The following is a 17,813-nucleotide window of genomic DNA, read 5'->3' as shown; positions in this document are numbered from 1 at the left end:
CCCAGTCCTCCACCTTGATCACCCTCCAGAGTGAACTGCAAGGGGGGTCAGATTTCGGCCGTCGCCTGGGGGTCAGTATTCACGCGTCGTCGACAAGTGCGAGCGCCTGTGCTCAGAATCGCTGCCTGAAGGGCTTGAACAGGCGTCAAGTTGCCCTCCACGCAGGATGGCAGCCAGGAATCGGCTGCCGTGGCGTCGGCCCCTTGTGCCCCAGCCCCTTCAGATGATCGCCGGTCGCCGCTGACCAAGAGCACCTTTGTCAACTGGCGGCTGGCATGCCGGTTATTCTGCCCATGCCACACCAGCCAGCATCGCTATCAACACATCCGCTGACGCTGGCGTACCCGGACTGGTCGACGCAACCGTCCACTTCGCCCCGGTTTGCTGTATATGCGTAAGCGTCATGGCCTGAAACCTCATGAACGGCCAAGCCCGATGACCGGTTATCACGGCTGACGACGCGGCGAAGCGGGTTTGAGCTGGGGGTCTGGGGGGCCGCGCCCCCCAGGAAGCACAGCCTGAGCTCTTAGGCGCGGAGCGCCTGATGGGCGAAGACCGCGCCTTTGGCATGCGCGAAGCGCTTCTAGGGTTTGCCGGGCGAGGTGGCCTTTGGATTTGGGCGGGCGTTTTGGTCTGGGGTAGCAGGGATGAGGCGCGGGTCAGGCTTGGATGGGGGGACGAGTCGGCCTGTAGGCCGGGTTCTGTCCTTCGCGTACGCGAAGGGGCGACCATCCATCTCGGGCCGTCGTTGCCGGCGGCCTCCAGCGGTCTACCCGTGCGCCTCGGGCGGGCAGCCCTCAAGCGGCGCACGCGGGACGGTCCCGGAGGATCGTCCCTTCTTGACCTTGCTCCGGGTGGGGTTTACCGAGCCGCCCACGTCACCGTGGGCGCTGGTGGTCTCTTACACCACCCTTTCACCCTTACCTTCCGGGAAGCCCCGGAAGGCGGTCTGCTTTCTGTGGCACTTTCCCGCGGGTCACCCCGGGTCGGCGTTACCGACCACCCTGCCCTGTGGAGCCCGGACCTTCCTCGGCGGGCCGTGTGAAGTGGCCCGACGCGGTCGCCCGGCCGACTCGTCCTAATGTTGAGATTAGCGCATGCAAGCGGCCCGCAACCAAACGACAAGATCCTCGCGGTGGGATGGCAGGGTGTCACCGCCTGAGGGGGGCTGTGGCACCAGGGGTCGTGCCGGGTGTTCTGGCGGCGCCCGGCACGATCGGCTTCCGGGCCCGTACGAGCACTGCGGCTCGTACGGGCCCTCGGCGCGTGCGGACCCTCAGCGTCAGCGGAGGTGGGAGGTGTCGTTGAAGGACTTCACCACCGGGTTGCCGTCGGCGTAGTGCTCGATGAGCGACAGGCAGGCCAGGTCCAGGTGCATCCGGTAGAGGGCGGCGGGCGGGGCGTCGAGGGCGAGGCGGAGCAGCGTCTTGATGGGTGTCACGTGGGAGACCACCAGGACGGTGCGTCCCTCGTACTTCTCGATGAGGCGGCGCTGGGCGCGGGCGACGCGGCCGGCGACGGCGGTGAAGCTCTCGCCGCCGGGCGGGGCGTAGCCGGGGTCGGCGAGCCAGGCGGTCAGTTCGTCGGGCCATCGACGCTGGATCTCGGTGAACGTGTGGCCTTCCCAGGCGCCGAAGTCCGTCTCTCTGAGGTCGTCGTCGGTCTCCACGTCGAGGCCGGCGCGTTCGGCGACGGCTTGGGCCGTCTGGCGGGCGCGGGTGAGCGGGGAGGTGACGATGGCGTCCAGTCTGTACGGGTCGCGCGAGAGTCTGGCGGCGGCCGCGGCGGCCTGGGCGAGGCCGTTGGCGGTGAGTTCGGGGTCGCCGAGGCCGGAGAAGCGGCGTTCGGCGGAGAGCGGGGTCTCGCCGTGGCGGAGCAGGACGAGCGAGGTGGCGACCCGGGTGGGCGGGGCCCAGCCGGTGCCCTTGGCGGTGCGCTGCTGGGCGGTGGCGACGGAGGCCGTCGGGGCGGACAGTTCGGAGCTCGGGTCGAGGAGGTCGGTCTGCTCCGCAAGCCGCGGTGACCGGGGCGTGTCCTCGGACGGCGTGCCGCCCGCCTTCCAGGTGAGGCCCTTGGCGGCGGCGTCCATCGCCTCGTTGGCCAGGCGGTCGGCGTGTTCGTTGCGGGCGCGCGGGATCCAGGTCCACTCCGTCACGCGCAGCCGGCGGGCCAGTTTGCCCGCCTCCAGCGCGAGCGGGCGCAGGCCCTCGTTCTTGATCTTCCAGCGGCCCGCCATCTGCTCGACGACGAGTTTGGAGTCCATCCGCACGGCCACCGGCGCGCCCTCGCCGCCCACGTCGAGGGCCAGGCGGAGGCCGGCGATCAGGCCGCGGTACTCGGCGACGTTGTTGGTGGCGACGCCGATGGCCTCGGCGGTCTCGGCGAGGAGCCGGCCGTCGGCCGCGTCGCGGAGCACGGCGCCGTAGCCGGCGGGGCCGGGGTTGCCGCGCGAGCCGCCGTCGGCCTCGACGATGTAGGCGGTCACTCTTCCCTCTCTGCGCTCCCGGGCGGGTGCGCGGTCACAGGCCCGACTCGGCCGTACGGACGAGGATGCGGCGGCATTCCTCGCAGCGCAGCACCTCGTCGGGGGCCGCGGCCTTGATCTGGTTCATCTCGGCGATGGACAGGGCCACCTTGCAGCCCTGGCAGCGCCCGGCCTGCAGCATGGCGGCGCCGACCCCGTACTGCTCGCGCAGTCGCTCGTACAGCTTGAGCAGGTCGGCGGGGAGTTCGGCGGCGACGGCGGCGCGGCGGGACCGGACGTCGCCCGCCTCCTTGTCGATCTCGGCGAAGGCGGCGTCGCGGCGGGCCTCGGCCTCGGTCAGGGTGGCCAGGGCCTCGTCGCGGCGGGCGATGAGGTCGGTGACGCGGGCGTCGGCCGCCTCGCGGCGTTCCATGATCTCCAGCACCACCTCTTCCAGGTCGCTCTGCCGCTTGTGGAGCGAGGTGATCTCGGACTGGAGGCTGGCCAGGTCACGGGCGGAGGAGACGGCACCGGAGTCGAGGCGCTGCTGGTTGCGCTCGATGCGGATGCGGACGGTGTCGACGTCTGCCTCGGCCTTGGTCTGCTCGCGGGCGAGGTCGCCGGCCTCGGTCTCGGCCTCGATGACCTCGGTGGCGTGCCTGGCGTAGCGTTTGGACTGCTCGTCGATCTCCGCGAGCTCGGGCAGGGTGCGGCGGCGGTGGGCCAGCCGGTCGAGTGTGGCGTCGAGCTCGGCGAGGTCGAGGAGCCTCTTCTGGACCTCGGGGGCTGCTTTCATGATCTATATCCTCTTGTCCAAGCATCGGTGACCGTGGCGGAGACACGCGTCTCCACGTTAACGCCCTTGCCGGTCAGGGTGGACGCGGCGGTGTCGAGCCAGGGCCATTCGGTGGCCCAGTGGGCGGCGTCGATCAGGGCGGGTCCGCTCGCCTCCATGAACTCGCTGGAGGGGTGGTGGCGGAGATCGGCGGTGAGGAACACGTCGGCGCCGGCCGCGCGGGCCGTGTCCAGGAGCGAGTCGCCGGCGCCGCCGCTGACCGCGATGCGGGACACGGGGCGGGACAGGTCTCCGGCGACGCGGATGCCCCAGGCGGTGGCGGGCAGCCCGGCGGCGGCCTGGGCGGCGAACTCGCCGAGCGTCATCTCCTCCGGCAGCCGGCCGATGCGGCCCAGGCCGCGCCACGGGTCGTCGGGCAACGGCCGGAGCGGCACCAGGTCGCCGGTCAGTCCCACGGCGCGGGCCAGCGCGTCGGAGACGCCCGGGTTGGCCACGTCGGCGTTGGTGTGGGCGGTGAAGAGGGCGATGTCGTTCTTGATGAGCTTGTGGACGAGCCGTCCCTTGGGCGTGGTCGCGGCGACGGTGGTCGTGCCGCGCAGGTAGAGCGGGTGGTGGGTGACGATCAGGTCGGCTCCCCACGCCACGGCCTCGTCGGCGACGGCGGCGACCGGGTCGACCGCGAACAGCACCCTCTCCACCTGTTGAGCGGGGTCGCCGCAGACCAAGCCCACGGCGTCCCAGGATTCGGCCCGTGCGGGCGGGTACGCCGCCTCCAGCACGTCGATCACGTCGGTCAGTGTCCATGCAGCCACCAGGGCAGACTATCGGCCGGTGCGATCTTTGGCAGGCCAGGCCGCCGGCGAGGGGTGGGCGCCGAACGCGGTTCGGCGTAGTGTAAGTGGATCCTGACTCGGCGGAGGGCGGCATGACACCTACCGTGGCGATCGTCGGCGCGGGGTTCGGCGGGCTGTGCATGGCGATCCGGCTCGAACGGGCCGGGATCCGCTCGTACACGATCTTCGAGAAGGCGAGCGGGCTGGGCGGCACGTGGCGGGACAACAGCTATCCCGGCGCGGGGTGCGACATCCCCTCGCATCTGTACTCGTACTCCTTCGAGAAGTACGCGAGCTGGACCCGCAGATATCCCGACCAGCCCGAAATATTGGGCTACTTAGAGCACTGCGCCGATAAATACGACGTCAGGCGGAAAATCAGGTTCAACACCGAGGTCACCGACGCCACCTTCGACGGCACCCGCTGGCAGCTCACCGCCTCCGGCGCCACCGAGACCTTCGACGTCGTGGTCATGGCCGTCGGCCAGCTCAACCGCCCCCACCTGCCCGACATCCCCGGCATGGACGACTTCGCCGGCACGTCCTTCCACTCCTCCCGCTGGGACCACTCCCACGATCTCACCGGCCGCCGGGTCGCGGTGATCGGCAGCGGTTCGTCGGCGGCGCAGCTCATCCCGCCCGTCGCCCGTCAAGCCGCCCGGCTCCAGGTCTTCCAGCGCACCCCGAACTGGGTCATCCCCAAGCCCGACGCCACCTTCGGCACCGCGGCCAGGCTCGCGTTCCGGTACGTGCCGGGGCTGCAGCGCGCCTACCGCGAGTACCTCTACCGGTACGCCGAGGCCACCCTCTACCCGGCGCTGGCCCGCGGCTGGAGCGAGGACCTGCTCCGCAGGCGCGCCCTCGGCCACCTGCACAACCAGGTGAAGGACCCGGCGTTACGGGCGAAGCTCACCCCCGACTACCCGCCCGGATGCAAGCGCGTGATCATCGACAGCCGCTTCTACCCCGCCCTGACCAGGCCCAACGTGGACGTGGTGACCGACAAGATCGTACGGATCACGGAGCGGGGCGTGCAGACGACCGAGGCTTTACACGAGGCCGACACCATCGTGTACGCGACCGGGTTCCGCAGCACCGAGTTCCTCGCGCCGATGCGAGTGACCGGCCGCGGCGGGCTGGACCTCGCCGACCGGTGGGCGGACGGCGCGGAGGCCTACCTCGGGATCGCGCTGCCGGGCTTTCCGAACCTCTTCATGCTGTACGGGCCGAACACGAACCTGGGGCACAACTCGATCATCTACATGCTCGAATGCCAGGTGAACCACATCATGAACACCCTGCCGCACCTGTCGGGCGGCAGGCGGCTGGAAGTGCGGCCTGAAGTGATGGACGCCTGGCGGCGGCGGCTGGAGCAGGCGATGGCACGCATGGTCTGGCAGGACGGCTGCCGGAGCTGGTACAAGACGGCCGACGGGCGGATCACCAACAACTGGCCGGGGACGACGCCTCTGTACCGGCGGCTGACGTCGAAACCGCCCCGCGCCGCGTACCGAGAAGTCTGAACACGCCCCGCGGTCAGGAAACCTCCGTACTCCGGAGTCCTGAAGTCGGGGGTGGGCCGCCGAGAGGCGTGCTGGAAGTCGTACAAGCCTCCGAGGAGGGGGTGCGGCGCATCTCGCGAGCTGCCCGTAGGCGGAGGTGTGCGGGCCGCCGTGGAGGGGTGCGCGGGCGTTGTGCGGGGTGCCGAGAGAGGGGGCTGAGGTTGTGCGGGTGCACATGGCGACGGGGCCGGGGTGCGCGGTAGCGTCCGCGCCATGACGTCTTCCCTCCACGAGCGCGCCGTCGTCGCCGACACCCACAACGATCTGCTGATGGCCGTCGCGGCCCGGCCGCCCCACCGGTGGGCGGCGTTCTTCCGGGAGCGCTGGCTGCCCCAGCTCCAGGAGGGCGGGGTGCGGCTGCAGGTGCTGCCGGTCTTCATCGACGACCCGTACCGCCCGGAGGGCGCGCTGCGCCAGACGCTGCGGATGATCGAGTGCGCGCATGTGATCGCCGAGGGGAACGCCGACCGGGTGCGGCTCTGCACGGACGCGGCGGAGATCGACGCGGCGCTGGACGAGGGCCTGATCGCGCTGGTGCTGGCGCTGGAGAGCATGCCGGGGCTGGACGCGAGCGTGGAGCTGATCTCCACCGTGTACCGGCTGGGGGTGCGGATCGCCTCGATCGCGCACTGGGGCCGCACCCCGCTGGCGGACGGCAGCGGCGAGGACGCCACCGGCAGCGGGCTGACGTCGCACGGCGTGGCGGCGCTGCGCGAGATGGAACGGCTCGGCATGGTCTTCGACGTGTCGCACCTGGGCGCGTCGGGGGTGGCGCACGTGCTGGAGCTGGCGACCCGGCCGGTGATGGCGACGCACTCGTCGGCGCGGGCGCTCCGCGACCACCACCGCAACCTCACCGACGAGCAGTTGCGCGGGGTGGCCGCCACCGGCGGGGTGATCTGCGTGAACTTCTTCGCCGGGTTCCTCACCGAGCGGGAGCACGAGGCGACGCTGGACCATCTGCTCGACCACATCGAGCACGTCGCGCGGGTGGCCGGGATCGACCACGTGGGCCTGGGCCCGGACTTCGTGCGGGAGGTGTTCGCGGATGTGACGCCGCCGTGCGAGGAGCCGGACTACGGGGTCGACGTGATGGCCGCCATCCCAGGGCTGGAGGGCCCGTCGGGGCTGCCCCTGGTCACTGAGGGCCTGCTCGGGCGGGGCCTGCCGGAGAAGGACGTGCAGAAGATCATCGGCGGTAATGTGCACCGCTTCCTGGCCGAGCAGCTCGGGTAGACCCATCGGGTGGAGATACGCGAGCTGCACCGGCTGGAGGAGTTCCACGAGGCGTTCCGGCTCTTCGACGGCATCTGGCGCCCGGACCCGCGCAACCCGCCGGTCCCGGTCGAGCTGATGATCGCTTTCGCGCACGGGGGCGGCTACGTCGCGGGCGCCTACGAGGGCGGGCGGCTGGTGGGCGCGTCGGTCGGGTTCCTGGCGGCGGGAGGGGCGCTGCACTCGCACGTGACCGGCGCGCTGCCGGGGCTGGGCGCGGGGTCGGCGCTCAAGCTGCACCAGCGGGAGTGGTGCCGGGCGCGCGGCCTGGAGCGGATCACCTGGACGTTCGATCCGCTGGTCCGCCGGAACGCCCGGTTCAACCTGGTCAAGCTGGGCGCGAGGCCGGAGCAGTACCTGGAGTGCTTCTACGGGGTGATGGCCGACGAGGTCAACGAGGGTGACGAGTCGGACCGGCTGCTGGCGGTCTGGCGGCTGGACCGGCTGACGGAAGGGCCGGCGGAGGTCTCGTACCCGAGTGTGCTCGCCGACGCGGGCGGGCGGCCGGCGATCGGGCCGGCGGAGGGGCGGGCGGTGCTGGTGGCGACGCCCGCGGACGTCGAGGCGCTGCGCCGGGAGGACCCCGGGGCGGCGCGGGAGTGGCGGCTGGCGACCCGCGCGACGCTGGGCGGGCTGATGGCCTCGGGCGCCCGCGTCACAGATTTCACCCGTAACGGAGAATATGTCGTGGAGCGGGATTAACCGGGTATTCCACTTTCGTTACGGAAACCTGTCAGAGGGAGATCCCGCATGACGGAGTTCACCCCCACCGTCCCCTCCCGAGTCCTGCCGCCGGTCACCGTCCGCGACCTCCCCGAACCGCCCCGGTCGGCCTGGCGCATCATCGGCCCCGGCTTAGTCGGCGCGGGTGTCGGGCTCGCCTCCGGCGAGTTCATCCTCTGGCCGTACATCGCCTCCCAGGTCGGCCTGATCTTCATCTGGGGCGCGCTGATCGGCATCATCACCCAGTGGTTCATCAACATGGAGATCGAGCGCTACACGCTGGCCACCGGCGAGACCGCGCTCACCGGGTTCAGCCGCCTGTGGCGTCACTGGGGCCTGGTCTTCGTGCTGATGACGCTCTGCTCGAACCTCTGGCCCGGCTGGGTCACCACGTCGGCGACGATGGTCACGTACCTGACCGGGACCGGCGAGGGCAGCGTGCGCTGGATCGCCATCGGCATGCTCGTCGTCATCGCGCTCGGCCTCACGCTGGCGCCGGTGATCTACACGGCGCTGGAACGGGTGATCTTCGTGAAGATCGCTCTGGTGCTGACGCTGATCGTCGTGGCGGTGCTGTTCGCGATCAACGCCGACGCCTGGACCGGCCTCGGCCGCGGGCTGACGGTCGACGCGGGCTTCCCCGTACCTCCGCTGGAGTTCGCGCTGCTCATGGGCGCCATCGCGTACGCGGGCGCGGGCGGCGGGCAGAACCTGTGCCAGAGCAACTGGATCCGCGACAAGGGCCTCGGCATGGGGCTGTACGTGCCGCGCCTGGTCAGTCCGGTGACCGGGCAGGAGGAGGCGGCGCCGTCCACCGGCTTCCAGTTCGCGCCCACCCGGGAGAACCTGGCCCGCTGGCGGCAGTGGTGGCGGGTGGCCAACATCGAGCAGGCGTCCACGTTCGCGCTGGTGTCGTTCGTGACGATCGCGCTGATGTCGATGCTGGCCTACTCGACCGTGTTCGGGCGGCCGGGGCTGGAGAACAGCATCGACTTCCTGGGCGTCGAGGGGCAGGTGCTGCAGCAGGTGGTCGCGCCCTGGTTCGGCGTGCTGTTCTGGGTGATCGGCGCGCTGGCGCTGTTCGCCTCGGCGATGGGGATCGTGGACTACACCTCACGGCTGCTCGCCGACACGATCAAGACCGTGTACCTGCGGGGCCGGAGCGTCTCGGAGAACCGGGTCTACTTCATCGTGGTGTGGGCGATGGCGCTGATCGGCATCACGATCCTGCTGCTGGGCTTCGACCAGCCGCTGGTGCTGCTGGTGCTGTCGGCGAGCTTCGCCGCGGTGATGATGTTCGTGTACTCGATCCTGCTCATCTGGCTCAACCGGAAGGCGCTGCCGGGGCCGATCAGGATCCGCTCGTACCGGCTCGGGGCGATGGTGTGGTCGATCGCGTTCTTCGGGTCGCTGACCGTGCTCACCGTGATCCAGCAGGTGCAGCGGCTCTTCGGTTGACCTCAAGCGTGGTTGAGGGTCCATCGTGGCCGGATGGACATCGTTGAGGTGCGTGAGTTCGGCGGTCCCGGCGTCCTGGTGGCCGGGACCGCGCCCGATCCCGTGGCGGGAGCCGGGCAGGTGGTGATCGGTGTCGTGGCCGCCGACGTCATGTCGCTGGACGCCCAGTTGCGAGCGGGGTGGGGCCAGGAGTACTTCCCTCTCCGGCCGCCGTACACGCCGGGGACCGGGGTGGCGGGGCGGGTGCTGGAGGTGGGCGACGGGGTGCCCGCGGAGTGGCTCGGGCGGCGGGTGGCGGCGCTGCTGCCGGGCGGCGGCGGGTACGCCACGCGGGCCGTGGCGGATGTGGCGACGCTGGTGGCGGTGCCCGACGGGCTGGACCTCCGTGCGGCCGCGGCGATCATCCAGGTCGGTCCCGCGGCGCTGGCCCTGACGGACGCGGCCGGGCTGCGGCCCGGCGCCCGCGTCCTGGTGACGGGCGCGGGCGGGGCTCTCGGCCTTCCGATCGTCCGGCTCGCCGCCGCGGCGGGCGCCCGGGTGACGGCCGCCGCCACCGGCGCCGCCAAGCGCGAGGCGGCTCTCCGGTACGGCGCGACCGAGGTGATCGGCTACCCGGACCTCGTAGCACGTACGGGTGAGGGTGCGGACCCCACGGCACCTGGCGGGGGTGCGGAGCTCACGGCGCGTACGGGGAGCGGCGGCGGGTTCGATGTGGTGTTCGACGGGGTCGGGGGGCGGGTGGGGGCGGCGGCTCTGCGGGCGACGGTGGACGGGGGGATGTTCTTCGCCTATGGGGTGCCGAGCGGGAGTACGGCCGAGATCGGGCCCGGGGAGGCCGGGCGGGTGCGGATCGTGGGGATGGAGCTGGTGCGGTTCGAGCCCGCGGAGTTCAGGCGGCTCGCCGGGCGGGCGCTCGGCGAGGCGGCGGCGGGCGGGCTGGCCACGCACCTCGGGATGGTCGTGCCGCTGCGGGAGGCGGCGCGGGCGCACGCCGCGCTGGAGGCGCGCGAGCTGGTCGGCAAGGCGGTGCTGGTGGCCGCAGCCCAGGCGGTGCGCTATGACCGGCACGGCGGCCCGGAGGTGCTGCGGCTGGACGAGGTGCCGCTGCCCGAACCGGGTCCGGGCCAGGTCAGGGTGGCGGTGCGCGCGGCCGGGGTGAACCCGGTGGACTGGAAGCTGCGCCGCGGCCTGATGGGCCCGGTTCCGGACGCCCCGGCGGGCACCGGCCTGGAGCTGGCGGGGGTGGTGGACGCCGCCGGTCCCGGGGTGGAGCGGTGGCGGCCGGGTGACGCGGTGTTCGGCCCGGCGGCGGGCGCGGCGGCCACCTACGCTCTGGCCGACGCCGGGGAACTGGCGGCGATCCCGGGCGGGATGACGTTCGAGGAGGCCGCCGCGCTGCCGGTCGCCGCCGAGACCGCGTACCGGGCGCTGCGCCGGCTGGGCGTGACCGCAGGGAAGACGCTGCTGATCCACGCGGTGGCGGGCGGCGTCGGCCTGGTGGCCGCGCGGCTGGCGCTGGCCCGGGGCGCGCGGGTGATCGGCACGGCGAGCGAGCGGCACCACGCCTATCTGCGCGGGATGGGGGTCCACCCGGTCGTCTACGGCCCCGGGCTGGAGGAGCGGATCACCGAGCGGGTGGATCTGGTGCTGGACGCGTCGGGCCGGGACGTGCTGGGCCTGTCGGTCAAGCTGACCGGCGACCCCGGGCGGGTGGTGACGATCGCCGACCCGCGGGGCGCGGCGGCGTACGGGGTGCACTTCTCCACCGGCATGACGGAGCGGGTCCCGTTCCCGGAGGTGGTGCGGGCCGCCGGGGACGTGCGGCTGCCGGTGGCGGCGGCGTTCCCGCTGGAGCGGGCCGCGGACGCGCACCGGCTCAGCGAGGACGGGCACTTCCTCGGCAAGATCCTGCTGATCGCGGAAGCGGGCTTTCCGCGATAGGAGGCAGACTTGCGGGCATGCTGGACACCTCGGCGCGTCTGCTCAAGCTGCTCTCGCTGCTCCAGGCGCACAGGGAGTGGAGCGGCCCCGAGTTGTCGGAGCGGCTCGGGGTGACCACCCGGACCATCCGCAAGGACGTGGAGCGGCTGCGCAGCCTCGGCTATCCGGTGCACGCCACGCCGGGGGTGGCCGGGGGGTACCGGCTGGGCGCGGGGGCGGCGCTGCCGCCGCTGCTGCTGGACGACGAGGAGGCGGTGGCCGTCGCGGTCGGGCTGGGCCGGGCGGCCGGAGGCGGCGTGGAGGGCATCGAGGAGTCGTCGGTGCGCGCGCTGGCCAAGCTGGAGCAGGTGCTGCCGTCCCGGCTGCGGCGGCGGGTCGGGGCGCTGAACGCCTACACGGTGCAGATCCCGGGCAAGGCCCCGTCGGTGCCGCCCGACCTGCTGACCACGATCGCCAACGCGGCCCGCGACCGGGAGCGGCTGCGTTTCGACTACACCGGGCACGACGGGGCCGAGACCGTACGGGACGTGGAACCGTACCGGCTGGTGCACCGGCGCGGCCGCTGGTATCTGGTGGGCTACGACGTGGACCGGCGGGACTGGCGGACGTTCCGGGTGGACCGGCTGCGGGCGCGGATCCCGGCCGGTCCCCGGTTCGCGCCGCGCGAGCTGCCGGCGGACGGCGACGTGGCTTCGTACGTGGAGCGCGGCGTCACCACGGCCGCCTGGCCGCACCGCGGCACGGTGCTGCTGCACGCCCCCGTCGAGCGGGTGCGGTCGCTCGGGTTCGGCGACGGGCTGGAGGTCGAGCCGGTGGGGCCGGACAGGTGCGTGCTGACGCTCGGCAGCGACGACCTGCACGGCATGGCGGTCTGGGTCGGTTTCCTGGACGTGGACTTCGAGGTGCTGGATCCGCCGGAGCTGGCCGAGGCGGTGCGGCGGCTGGCGGAGCGCTACGGGCGGGCGGTCAGCGGCCGTCGAGGTACTCCTGCCTGACCTTGGACCGGGACAGCTTGCCGGTCGGGGTGCGGGGCAGGCTCTCGCGGTACTCGATCACCTTGGGGTGCTTGAACCGGGCGATCCGGGGCCCGCAGTGCTCCAGCAGCTCGGCGGTCAGCTCCGGCCCTGGGGTGACGCCCTCGGCAGGCTCGATCAGGGCGACCACGTGGTGGCCCCACTCCTCGTCGGGCGCGCCGATGACGGCGACGTCGGCCACCGCGGGGTGTTCGAGCAGGGCGGCCTCGATCTCGGCGGGATAGATGTTGACCCCGCCGGAGACGATCAGGTCGGTGCGCCGGTCGCAGAGGAACAGGAAGCCGTCCTCGTCCAGGTAGCCGATGTCGCCGGGGGTGTACCACTCGCCGCGCATGCTGGCCGCGGTCTTGGCGGGGTCCTTGCGGTACTCGAACCTGCCGAGGCTGGACTTGACGTAGATCAGGCCGGGCTCGCCCGGGGGCAGCTCGTTCCCCGCCTCGTCGAAGATCTTGGCCTCGAAGGTGGGCGCGGGCCTGCCGACGGTGCCGGGCCTGGCCAGCCAGTCGTGCGGTTTGACGGAGAAGGCGATGGTGGACTCGGTGGAGCCGTAGTACTCGTAGAGCACCGGCCCCCACCAGTCCATGATCCGCTGTTTGACGGCGACGGGGCAGGCGGCGGCGGTGTGGATGACCTGCCGGAGGCTGGACAGGTCGTGGCGCCGCCGGACCTCCTCGGGCAGCTGCAGCATCCGGTGGAACATGGTCGGCACCATCATCGCGTTCGTCACCCGGTGGCGTTCGACGAGCTCCAGCACGGTCTCCGGGTCGAAGTGCGGGGCGATGACCACGGTGTGCCCGAGGTGGAGCGCGAACTGGGTGTGGGCGCACGGCGAGGAGTGGTACATGGGCGAGGTCACCAGGTGGACTCCGTCGCCGGGTGTCAGGTCGACCACCTCGCCGAGGAACCAGGTGTAGACCGGCACGGCGGCCTCGGGTTCGGCGCCGGGCAGCGGGCGCTGCACGCCCTTGGGGCGGCCGGTGGTGCCGGAGGTGTACCACATGACCGCCCCCGCGGTGCGGTCGCCGGGGGCGGTGGCGGGCTGCCCGGCCGCCAGTCCCGCGGTGCCGATCTCGGCCCCGGGCACCGCGTACTCCCGGGTGGTCACCGCGAGCCGGGCCTCGGAGTCCTTGAGGATGTAGTCGATCTCGGGGGCGGCGAGGTGCCAGTTGATCGGTACGTAGTAGAGCCCGATCTGTCCGGTGGCCATGATCATGATCACCTGGTCGAGCCCGTTGGGCAGCACGCCGGCCACCACGTCCCCGGTGCCGAGCCCGCGCCCGCGCAGCCCGTGGGAGACCTGGTTGACCAGCGCGAGCAGCTCGCCGTACGTGGTCTTCGTGCCGTCGGCGTCGACGACGGCGAGGCGGCCGGGGTCGGCCTGGGCGATGGCGTAGAAGCCGGGCGTCTTGCTGATGTCCACCTACAGCTCCAGGAGTTCGGCGATTCTGGCCCGGTGGATGCGGGGCGGGCCGAGCAGCACCTCGTCGGTCTTGGCCCGCTTGAAGTAGAGATGGGCGTCGTGTTCCCAGGTGTAGCCGATGCCGCCGTAGAGCAGCAGGTGGTCGCGGGCCACCTCGAAGCAGGCGCGGCCCACGTACGCCTGGGCGAGCGCGGCGGCGCCGGGCAGCTCGTCGGCGGCCTCGTCGGCGGCCCAGGCGGCGTAGCGGACGATCGACTCGGCCTGCTCCAGCTTGCCGTGCATGTCGGCGAGCTTGTGCTTGACGCCCTGGTAGGAGCCGATGTAGCGGCCGAACGCGACCCTGATCTTGGCGTACGCGACGATGGCGTCGAGCGCGGCCCGCATCACGCCGAGCTGTTCGGCGGCGAGCGCCACCGCCACGAGGTCGGCGACCTCGTCGCCGGGCTCGCCGAGCAGCCGGCCGGGTGCGCCGTCCAGGACGATCCCGGCCTGGCCGCGGGTGATGTCGAGCGTGTCGAGCGGGGTGCGGGTGACGCCCGGGCCGGTGAGGTCGACGGCGTACAGCCCGGAACCGGCGGTGACCAGCAGGACGTCCGCCTCCATGCCGGACAGCACCCGCGGCAGCGTGCCGGTGAGCCCGTCTCCGCCGGCGGTGACGCCGTCGCCGGCCAGGGTGGCGGAGAGGCGGCCCTCGGCGATGCCGGACAGCAGCTCCTTGTCGGGCGCCCGGGTCAGCGCGATCGTGGCGAACACGGTGGCCAGGAAGGGCCCGGGGAGCAGCACCGCCCCGGTCTCCTCCAGGGCGACCGCCAGCTCGGCGAAGCCCGCGCCCGCTCCCCCGTACTCCTCGCCGACGATCAGACCTGACAGGCCCAGCTCGCCGTTGAGCCGCGCGTACACCTGCGGGTCGTAGCCCTGCCGGGCCTTGCCCGGCGGGGAGGCGGCGGCGAGGAAGTCGCGGACGGCGGCGCGCAGCTCGCGCTGTTCCTGGCTGAGTACGAGTTTCACGCCTGCGTCCCCACCTTCAGCTCCTTGAACGGCACGTTCTTGTCCACCCGGGGCTCGGGCGGCAGGTTGAGCACCCGGTCGCCGACGATGTTGCGCATGATCTCGTTGGTGCCGCCGCCGAGCGCCAGGCCGGGCGCCATGGCGAGCGCCGCGCCGAGCGGGTGGCCGCCGGCGACGGACTCGGGCCCGGCCAGCCGGGTGGCCAGGTCGGCCTGGAACAGGGTCAGCTCGGCCAGCAGCAGCTTGGCGACGCTGCCCCGGGCGCCGGGGAACACGCCGGCCTCGGTCTCCTGGGCGAGGCGCCGGTTGAACAGGTCCAGGGCGCGTGAGCGGATGTGCAGCTCGACGAGCTCGTCGCGGACCAGCGGGTCGCTGGTGTCGAGGGTGCGGCGCAGCGCCTCCAGCGAGGCCGGGTGGTCCTTCCGGCCACCCATGCCGACCCCGGCGGAGATCGACAGCCGCTCGTGCAGCAGCGTGGTGACGGCGACGCTCCAGCCGTCGTCCACGTCGCCGACCCGGTGCTCGTCGGGGATGTGCACGTCGTCGAAGAAGATCTCGTTGAAGTTGGACCGGCCGCTCATGTCCTTCAGCGGCCGGACGGTGACGCCGGGGTGGTGCATGTCGACCACGAACATGGTCAGGCCCTTGTGCTTGGGCACGTCCACGTTGGTACGGGCGAGCAGCAGGCCCCAGTCGGCGTGCTGGGCGACGGAGGTCCACACCTTCTGGCCGTTGACGATCCAGCCGTCGCCGTCGCGTTCGGCCCTGGTCTGCAGGGCGGCCACGTCGCTGCCCGCGCCGGGCTCGGAGAAGAGCTGGCACCAGATCTCCTCGCCGCGCAGCAGCGGCCGGACGAACCGCTCGCGCTGGGCGTCGGTGCCCCGGTCCACGATCGTGGGGCCGGTCATGCCCAGGCCGATGGAGAAGACGTAGGTGGGCAGGGCGAAGTCGCGGGCCGCGGCGTTGAACGCGCGCTCCTCCTGCTGGGTCAGGCCCTGGCCGCCCCACCGCTCGGGCCAGGTGATGCCGGAGTATCCGGCGTCGTAGAGACGGGCCATGAAGTCCTTGGCCACGGCGATCGGGTCGCCGCCGGCCTGCTCGCCCGAGGGGACGTTCCGCTCCAGCCACTGCCTGGCGGCGCGCTGGTAGTCCGCAAGGTCCACATCCACTCCCTAGCATCAGTAGGCACTTACTCTAACCACGCCCCGCCCGGCCGTACAGAGCAATGATCTGGCCGGACCTTTGACCCCCCTTTGGCGCTGAATCTCCGCCTCTGGGAAACGGTTGAACCGATGTGATGACCTGACCACCGGGGGGAGAAGGCGATCACGCGGCTCACGAGGACCATGCGGGGGCGGCTGACGCTGCTCGCGACCGTGGCCATGGCCGTGCTGGGCGTGATCGTCTGCCTGTACGTGCTGTACGCGCTCTACCAGTCGGCCTCCTCCTACCAGCGGGACACGCTGGAGCGCAGGGCCATGCGCGTGGTCGAGCTGGCCCAGCGCGACAGCCTCCAGCAGCTCGCCTCCGACCACCGGATCGACGTCCAGGTGATCGACGACAAGGGGCAGGTGATCGCCGCCACCGTGGACGTCGCCGGGAAACCCCGGATGAGCACGCTGACGCCGCCGCCGGGCGCCGTCGCCACCACTATGAAAGAGTGCGACCTGCCGTTCTTCCCCGGACAGTGCAACTGGGTCGTCGCCTACCGTTTCATGGCACCGACGGGCGGCGACTGGCTCGTCTACACGACCGAGAAGGCCGTCCCCTGGTACGTCACCCCGCGGATGCTGCTCTACCTGACCGGGATCTTCCTCGCGCCGGTGGCGCTGGCCGCGTTCGGCACCTGGCGCGTGGTCTCCCGGACGCTGGAGCCGGTCGACCGCATCCGTGCCTCCTTCAGCGAGATCACCGCCTCCGGGGGAGGCATGCGGGTGCCGGTGCCCGCCCACGACGAGGAGATCCGCAACCTGGCCGAGACCGTGAACCAGGCGCTGGAACGGCTGGACTCGGCGGCGGAGCGGCAGCGCAGGTTCGTCTCCGACGCCTCCCACGACCTGCGCAGCCCGATCACGGCGATGCGCGCCCAGGTGGAGGAGGCGCTGCTCTACCCCGACCAGACCGACTGGCCTGCGGTCGCCCGGAACCTGTTGGGCATCCTGGACCGGCTGCAGGCCATCGTGGCCGACCTGCTCACGCTGGCCAGGCTGGACGCGAACGCGCCCGCTCTGCGGGGGCCGGTGGACCTGACCGAGGTGGCCGCCGCCGAGGCGGCCGTGCACCGCACCAAGCGGGTGGTCACTACCCTGCAGCCGGGCGTGGTGGTGACCGGTTCCCGGCTGGAGATCTGCCGCCTGATCACCAACCTGCTGGACAACGCCGAGCGGCACGCCGAGTCCATGATCATCGTCGGCGTCCGCAAGAACGGGGAGGCCAAACTGGAGGTGCTCGACGACGGGGAAGGCATCCCCCCGGAGCATCGTGAGACCGTCTTCCAGCGGTTCGTGCGCCTGGACGCCTCCCGCAGCCGCGACGCCGGCGGCACCGGGCTCGGCCTGCCCATCGCCCGCGAGATCGCGGAAGCCCACGGCGGCAGCCTCACGATCGAAGATTCCGACCGTGGCGCCCGCTTTGTCCTCCGATTGCCGTTGCGGAGTGATTAGAGTTACGGCCTGTGACTCCAGGTTTTGGCCGGTTACGGCGCGAGGATTTGTTGAAGGCGGCCTGCGAAGTGATCGCCGCGCGAGGGTTCGGGCATACCAGGACCATCGACATCGCCAAAGCCGCCGGCGTCAGCCAGGCGCTGCTCTTCTACCACTTCGAGACCAAGGATCAGCTGTTCGCCGCGGCCTTCGCGTACGCGGCCAGGCGGCACATGGACTCGCTCGCCGCCGTGGAACGGTCCCCCAAACCGCCGCTCGACCGCCTGCGGGCGCTGCTCAAACTCTCCTCCCCCACCGCCTCGCCCGAAGGATGGCGGCTCTGGATCGACGCCTGGGCGGAGTCGATGCGCAACAAGGACCTGCAGCGCACCTCCCGCCGCCTCGACGTGCAGAGCAGGCAGGTGATGCAGGGCATCATCGAGGCCGGCGTCGCAGCCGGCGACTTCACCTGCCCCGACCCCGAAGGCGCCGCCTGGCGGATCTTCGCCCTCGGTGACGGCCTGGCCATCCAGATGAACGTGCACGGCCGCGTGCTCCCCCGGCGCCGCGTCACCGAACTGGTCAAGAGCGCCACCGCCCGGGAACTCGGCCTGTCCGCGGCCGACCTGTGACGTCTCAGAGTTTTCTCAGGTCGGG

Annotated in this window: 14 protein-coding genes, 1 other RNA gene and 1 pseudogene; 9 read left to right on the top strand and 7 right to left on the bottom strand. The window is 71.9% G+C overall.

The window, feature by feature from the left end; genetic code table 11:
* Positions 1-674 precede the first annotated feature (674 nt).
* From rnpB to AB0J42_RS31740, 4 genes are all read right to left on the bottom strand, one after another.
* Positions 675-1,076: RNase P RNA component class A (rnpB, locus tag AB0J42_RS31755), an RNA gene on the bottom strand.
* A gap of 206 nt (positions 1,077-1,282) precedes the next feature.
* Positions 1,283-2,485 (bottom strand): bifunctional RNase H/acid phosphatase, encoded by a 1,203-nt coding sequence (locus AB0J42_RS31750; protein ID WP_364300975.1) that lies wholly within the window; start codon positions 2,483-2,485, stop codon positions 1,283-1,285.
* Positions 2,486-2,519: 34 nt separating this feature from the next.
* On the bottom strand, positions 2,520-3,260 hold the full coding sequence (locus AB0J42_RS31745; protein WP_364300973.1) for a C4-type zinc ribbon domain-containing protein: 741 nt from the start codon (positions 3,258-3,260) through the stop codon (positions 2,520-2,522).
* Positions 3,257-4,072, bottom strand: coding sequence for a Nif3-like dinuclear metal center hexameric protein (locus tag AB0J42_RS31740; protein WP_364300971.1), 816 nt, complete (start codon positions 4,070-4,072; stop codon positions 3,257-3,259). The genes AB0J42_RS31745 and AB0J42_RS31740 overlap by 4 nt, the downstream gene beginning before the upstream one ends.
* Positions 4,073-4,185: 113 nt before the next feature.
* Between AB0J42_RS31740 and AB0J42_RS31735 the strand changes: the two genes are divergently transcribed.
* From AB0J42_RS31735 to AB0J42_RS31705, 7 genes and pseudogenes are all read left to right on the top strand, one after another.
* Positions 4,186-5,616 carry an NAD(P)/FAD-dependent oxidoreductase gene (locus AB0J42_RS31735; protein ID WP_364300969.1) on the top strand — a complete coding sequence of 477 codons (1,431 nt, stop codon included), beginning with the start codon at positions 4,186-4,188 and terminating at the stop codon, positions 5,614-5,616.
* Positions 5,617-5,868: 252 nt separating this feature from the next.
* Positions 5,869-6,891, top strand: a complete 1,023-nt coding sequence (locus tag AB0J42_RS31730) for a membrane dipeptidase (RefSeq protein WP_364300967.1) — start codon at positions 5,869-5,871, stop codon at positions 6,889-6,891.
* 9 nt (positions 6,892-6,900) lie between these two features.
* Positions 6,901-7,632, top strand: coding sequence for a GNAT family N-acetyltransferase (locus AB0J42_RS31725; protein ID WP_364300964.1), 732 nt, complete (start codon positions 6,901-6,903; stop codon positions 7,630-7,632).
* 48 nt (positions 7,633-7,680) lie between these two features.
* Complete coding sequence (locus AB0J42_RS31720; protein WP_364300962.1) at positions 7,681-9,111, top strand: Nramp family divalent metal transporter; 1,431 nt, start codon at positions 7,681-7,683, stop codon at positions 9,109-9,111.
* 33 nt (positions 9,112-9,144) lie between these two features.
* A pseudogene (locus tag AB0J42_RS31715) lies at positions 9,145-10,131 on the top strand (zinc-binding dehydrogenase); the annotation flags it as partial.
* Between the two features lie 12 nt (positions 10,132-10,143).
* Positions 10,144-11,052 carry an NADP-dependent oxidoreductase gene (locus AB0J42_RS31710; RefSeq protein ID WP_364300977.1) on the top strand — a complete coding sequence of 303 codons (909 nt, stop codon included), beginning with the start codon at positions 10,144-10,146 and terminating at the stop codon, positions 11,050-11,052.
* 17 nt (positions 11,053-11,069) lie between these two features.
* On the top strand, positions 11,070-12,047 hold the full coding sequence (locus AB0J42_RS31705; RefSeq protein WP_364300961.1) for a YafY family protein: 978 nt from the start codon (positions 11,070-11,072) through the stop codon (positions 12,045-12,047).
* Here the strand turns inward: AB0J42_RS31705 and AB0J42_RS31700 are convergent.
* Genes AB0J42_RS31700 through AB0J42_RS31690 form a run of 3 tightly spaced genes read right to left on the bottom strand, consistent with a single transcriptional unit; the run spans position 12,019 to position 15,677 of the window.
* Positions 12,019-13,506, bottom strand: coding sequence for an AMP-binding protein (locus AB0J42_RS31700; RefSeq protein ID WP_364300959.1), 1,488 nt, complete (start codon positions 13,504-13,506; stop codon positions 12,019-12,021). The two genes, AB0J42_RS31705 and AB0J42_RS31700, sit on opposite strands and share 29 nt — an antisense overlap.
* Positions 13,507-14,514, bottom strand: a complete 1,008-nt coding sequence (locus tag AB0J42_RS31695; protein WP_364300957.1) for an acyl-CoA dehydrogenase family protein — start codon at positions 14,512-14,514, stop codon at positions 13,507-13,509. It lies immediately after the preceding gene.
* Positions 14,511-15,677, bottom strand: coding sequence for an acyl-CoA dehydrogenase family protein (locus AB0J42_RS31690; RefSeq protein ID WP_364300956.1), 1,167 nt, complete (start codon positions 15,675-15,677; stop codon positions 14,511-14,513). Before AB0J42_RS31690 ends, AB0J42_RS31695 begins: the two co-directional genes overlap by 4 nt.
* A 183-nt stretch (positions 15,678-15,860) precedes the next feature.
* Here AB0J42_RS31690 and AB0J42_RS31685 point away from each other — a divergent pair, with 183 nt between their 5' ends.
* A complete protein-coding gene (locus tag AB0J42_RS31685; RefSeq protein ID WP_364300955.1) occupies positions 15,861-17,177 on the top strand; it encodes a HAMP domain-containing sensor histidine kinase in 1,317 nt (438 codons plus the stop codon).
* Positions 17,178-17,188: 11 nt separating this feature from the next.
* On the top strand, positions 17,189-17,788 hold the full coding sequence (locus AB0J42_RS31680; RefSeq protein ID WP_364300953.1) for a TetR/AcrR family transcriptional regulator: 600 nt from the start codon (positions 17,189-17,191) through the stop codon (positions 17,786-17,788).
* Positions 17,789-17,813: the final 25 nt, after the last annotated feature.

The organism is Nonomuraea sp. NPDC049649 (assembly GCF_040675175.1).
Taxonomy (GTDB): Bacteria; Actinomycetota; Actinomycetes; order Streptosporangiales; family Streptosporangiaceae; genus Nonomuraea.
The sequence above is the reverse complement of the archived record's forward strand: the minus strand, read 5'-3'. Positions and strand labels throughout refer to the sequence as shown.

Coding starts and splice junctions, on each gene's coding strand:
- AB0J42_RS31745 (WP_364300973.1), bottom strand. CDS start 3,260: ATGAAAGCAGCCCCCGAGGTCCAGAAGAGGCTCCTCGACCTCGCCGAG.
- AB0J42_RS31735 (WP_364300969.1), top strand. CDS start 4,186: ATGACACCTACCGTGGCGATCGTCGGCGCGGGGTTCGGCGGGCTGTGC.
- AB0J42_RS31730 (WP_364300967.1), top strand. CDS start 5,869: ATGACGTCTTCCCTCCACGAGCGCGCCGTCGTCGCCGACACCCACAAC.
- AB0J42_RS31720 (WP_364300962.1), top strand. CDS start 7,681: ATGACGGAGTTCACCCCCACCGTCCCCTCCCGAGTCCTGCCGCCGGTC.
- AB0J42_RS31705 (WP_364300961.1), top strand. CDS start 11,070: ATGCTGGACACCTCGGCGCGTCTGCTCAAGCTGCTCTCGCTGCTCCAG.
- AB0J42_RS31685 (WP_364300955.1), top strand. CDS start 15,861: ATGCGGGGGCGGCTGACGCTGCTCGCGACCGTGGCCATGGCCGTGCTG.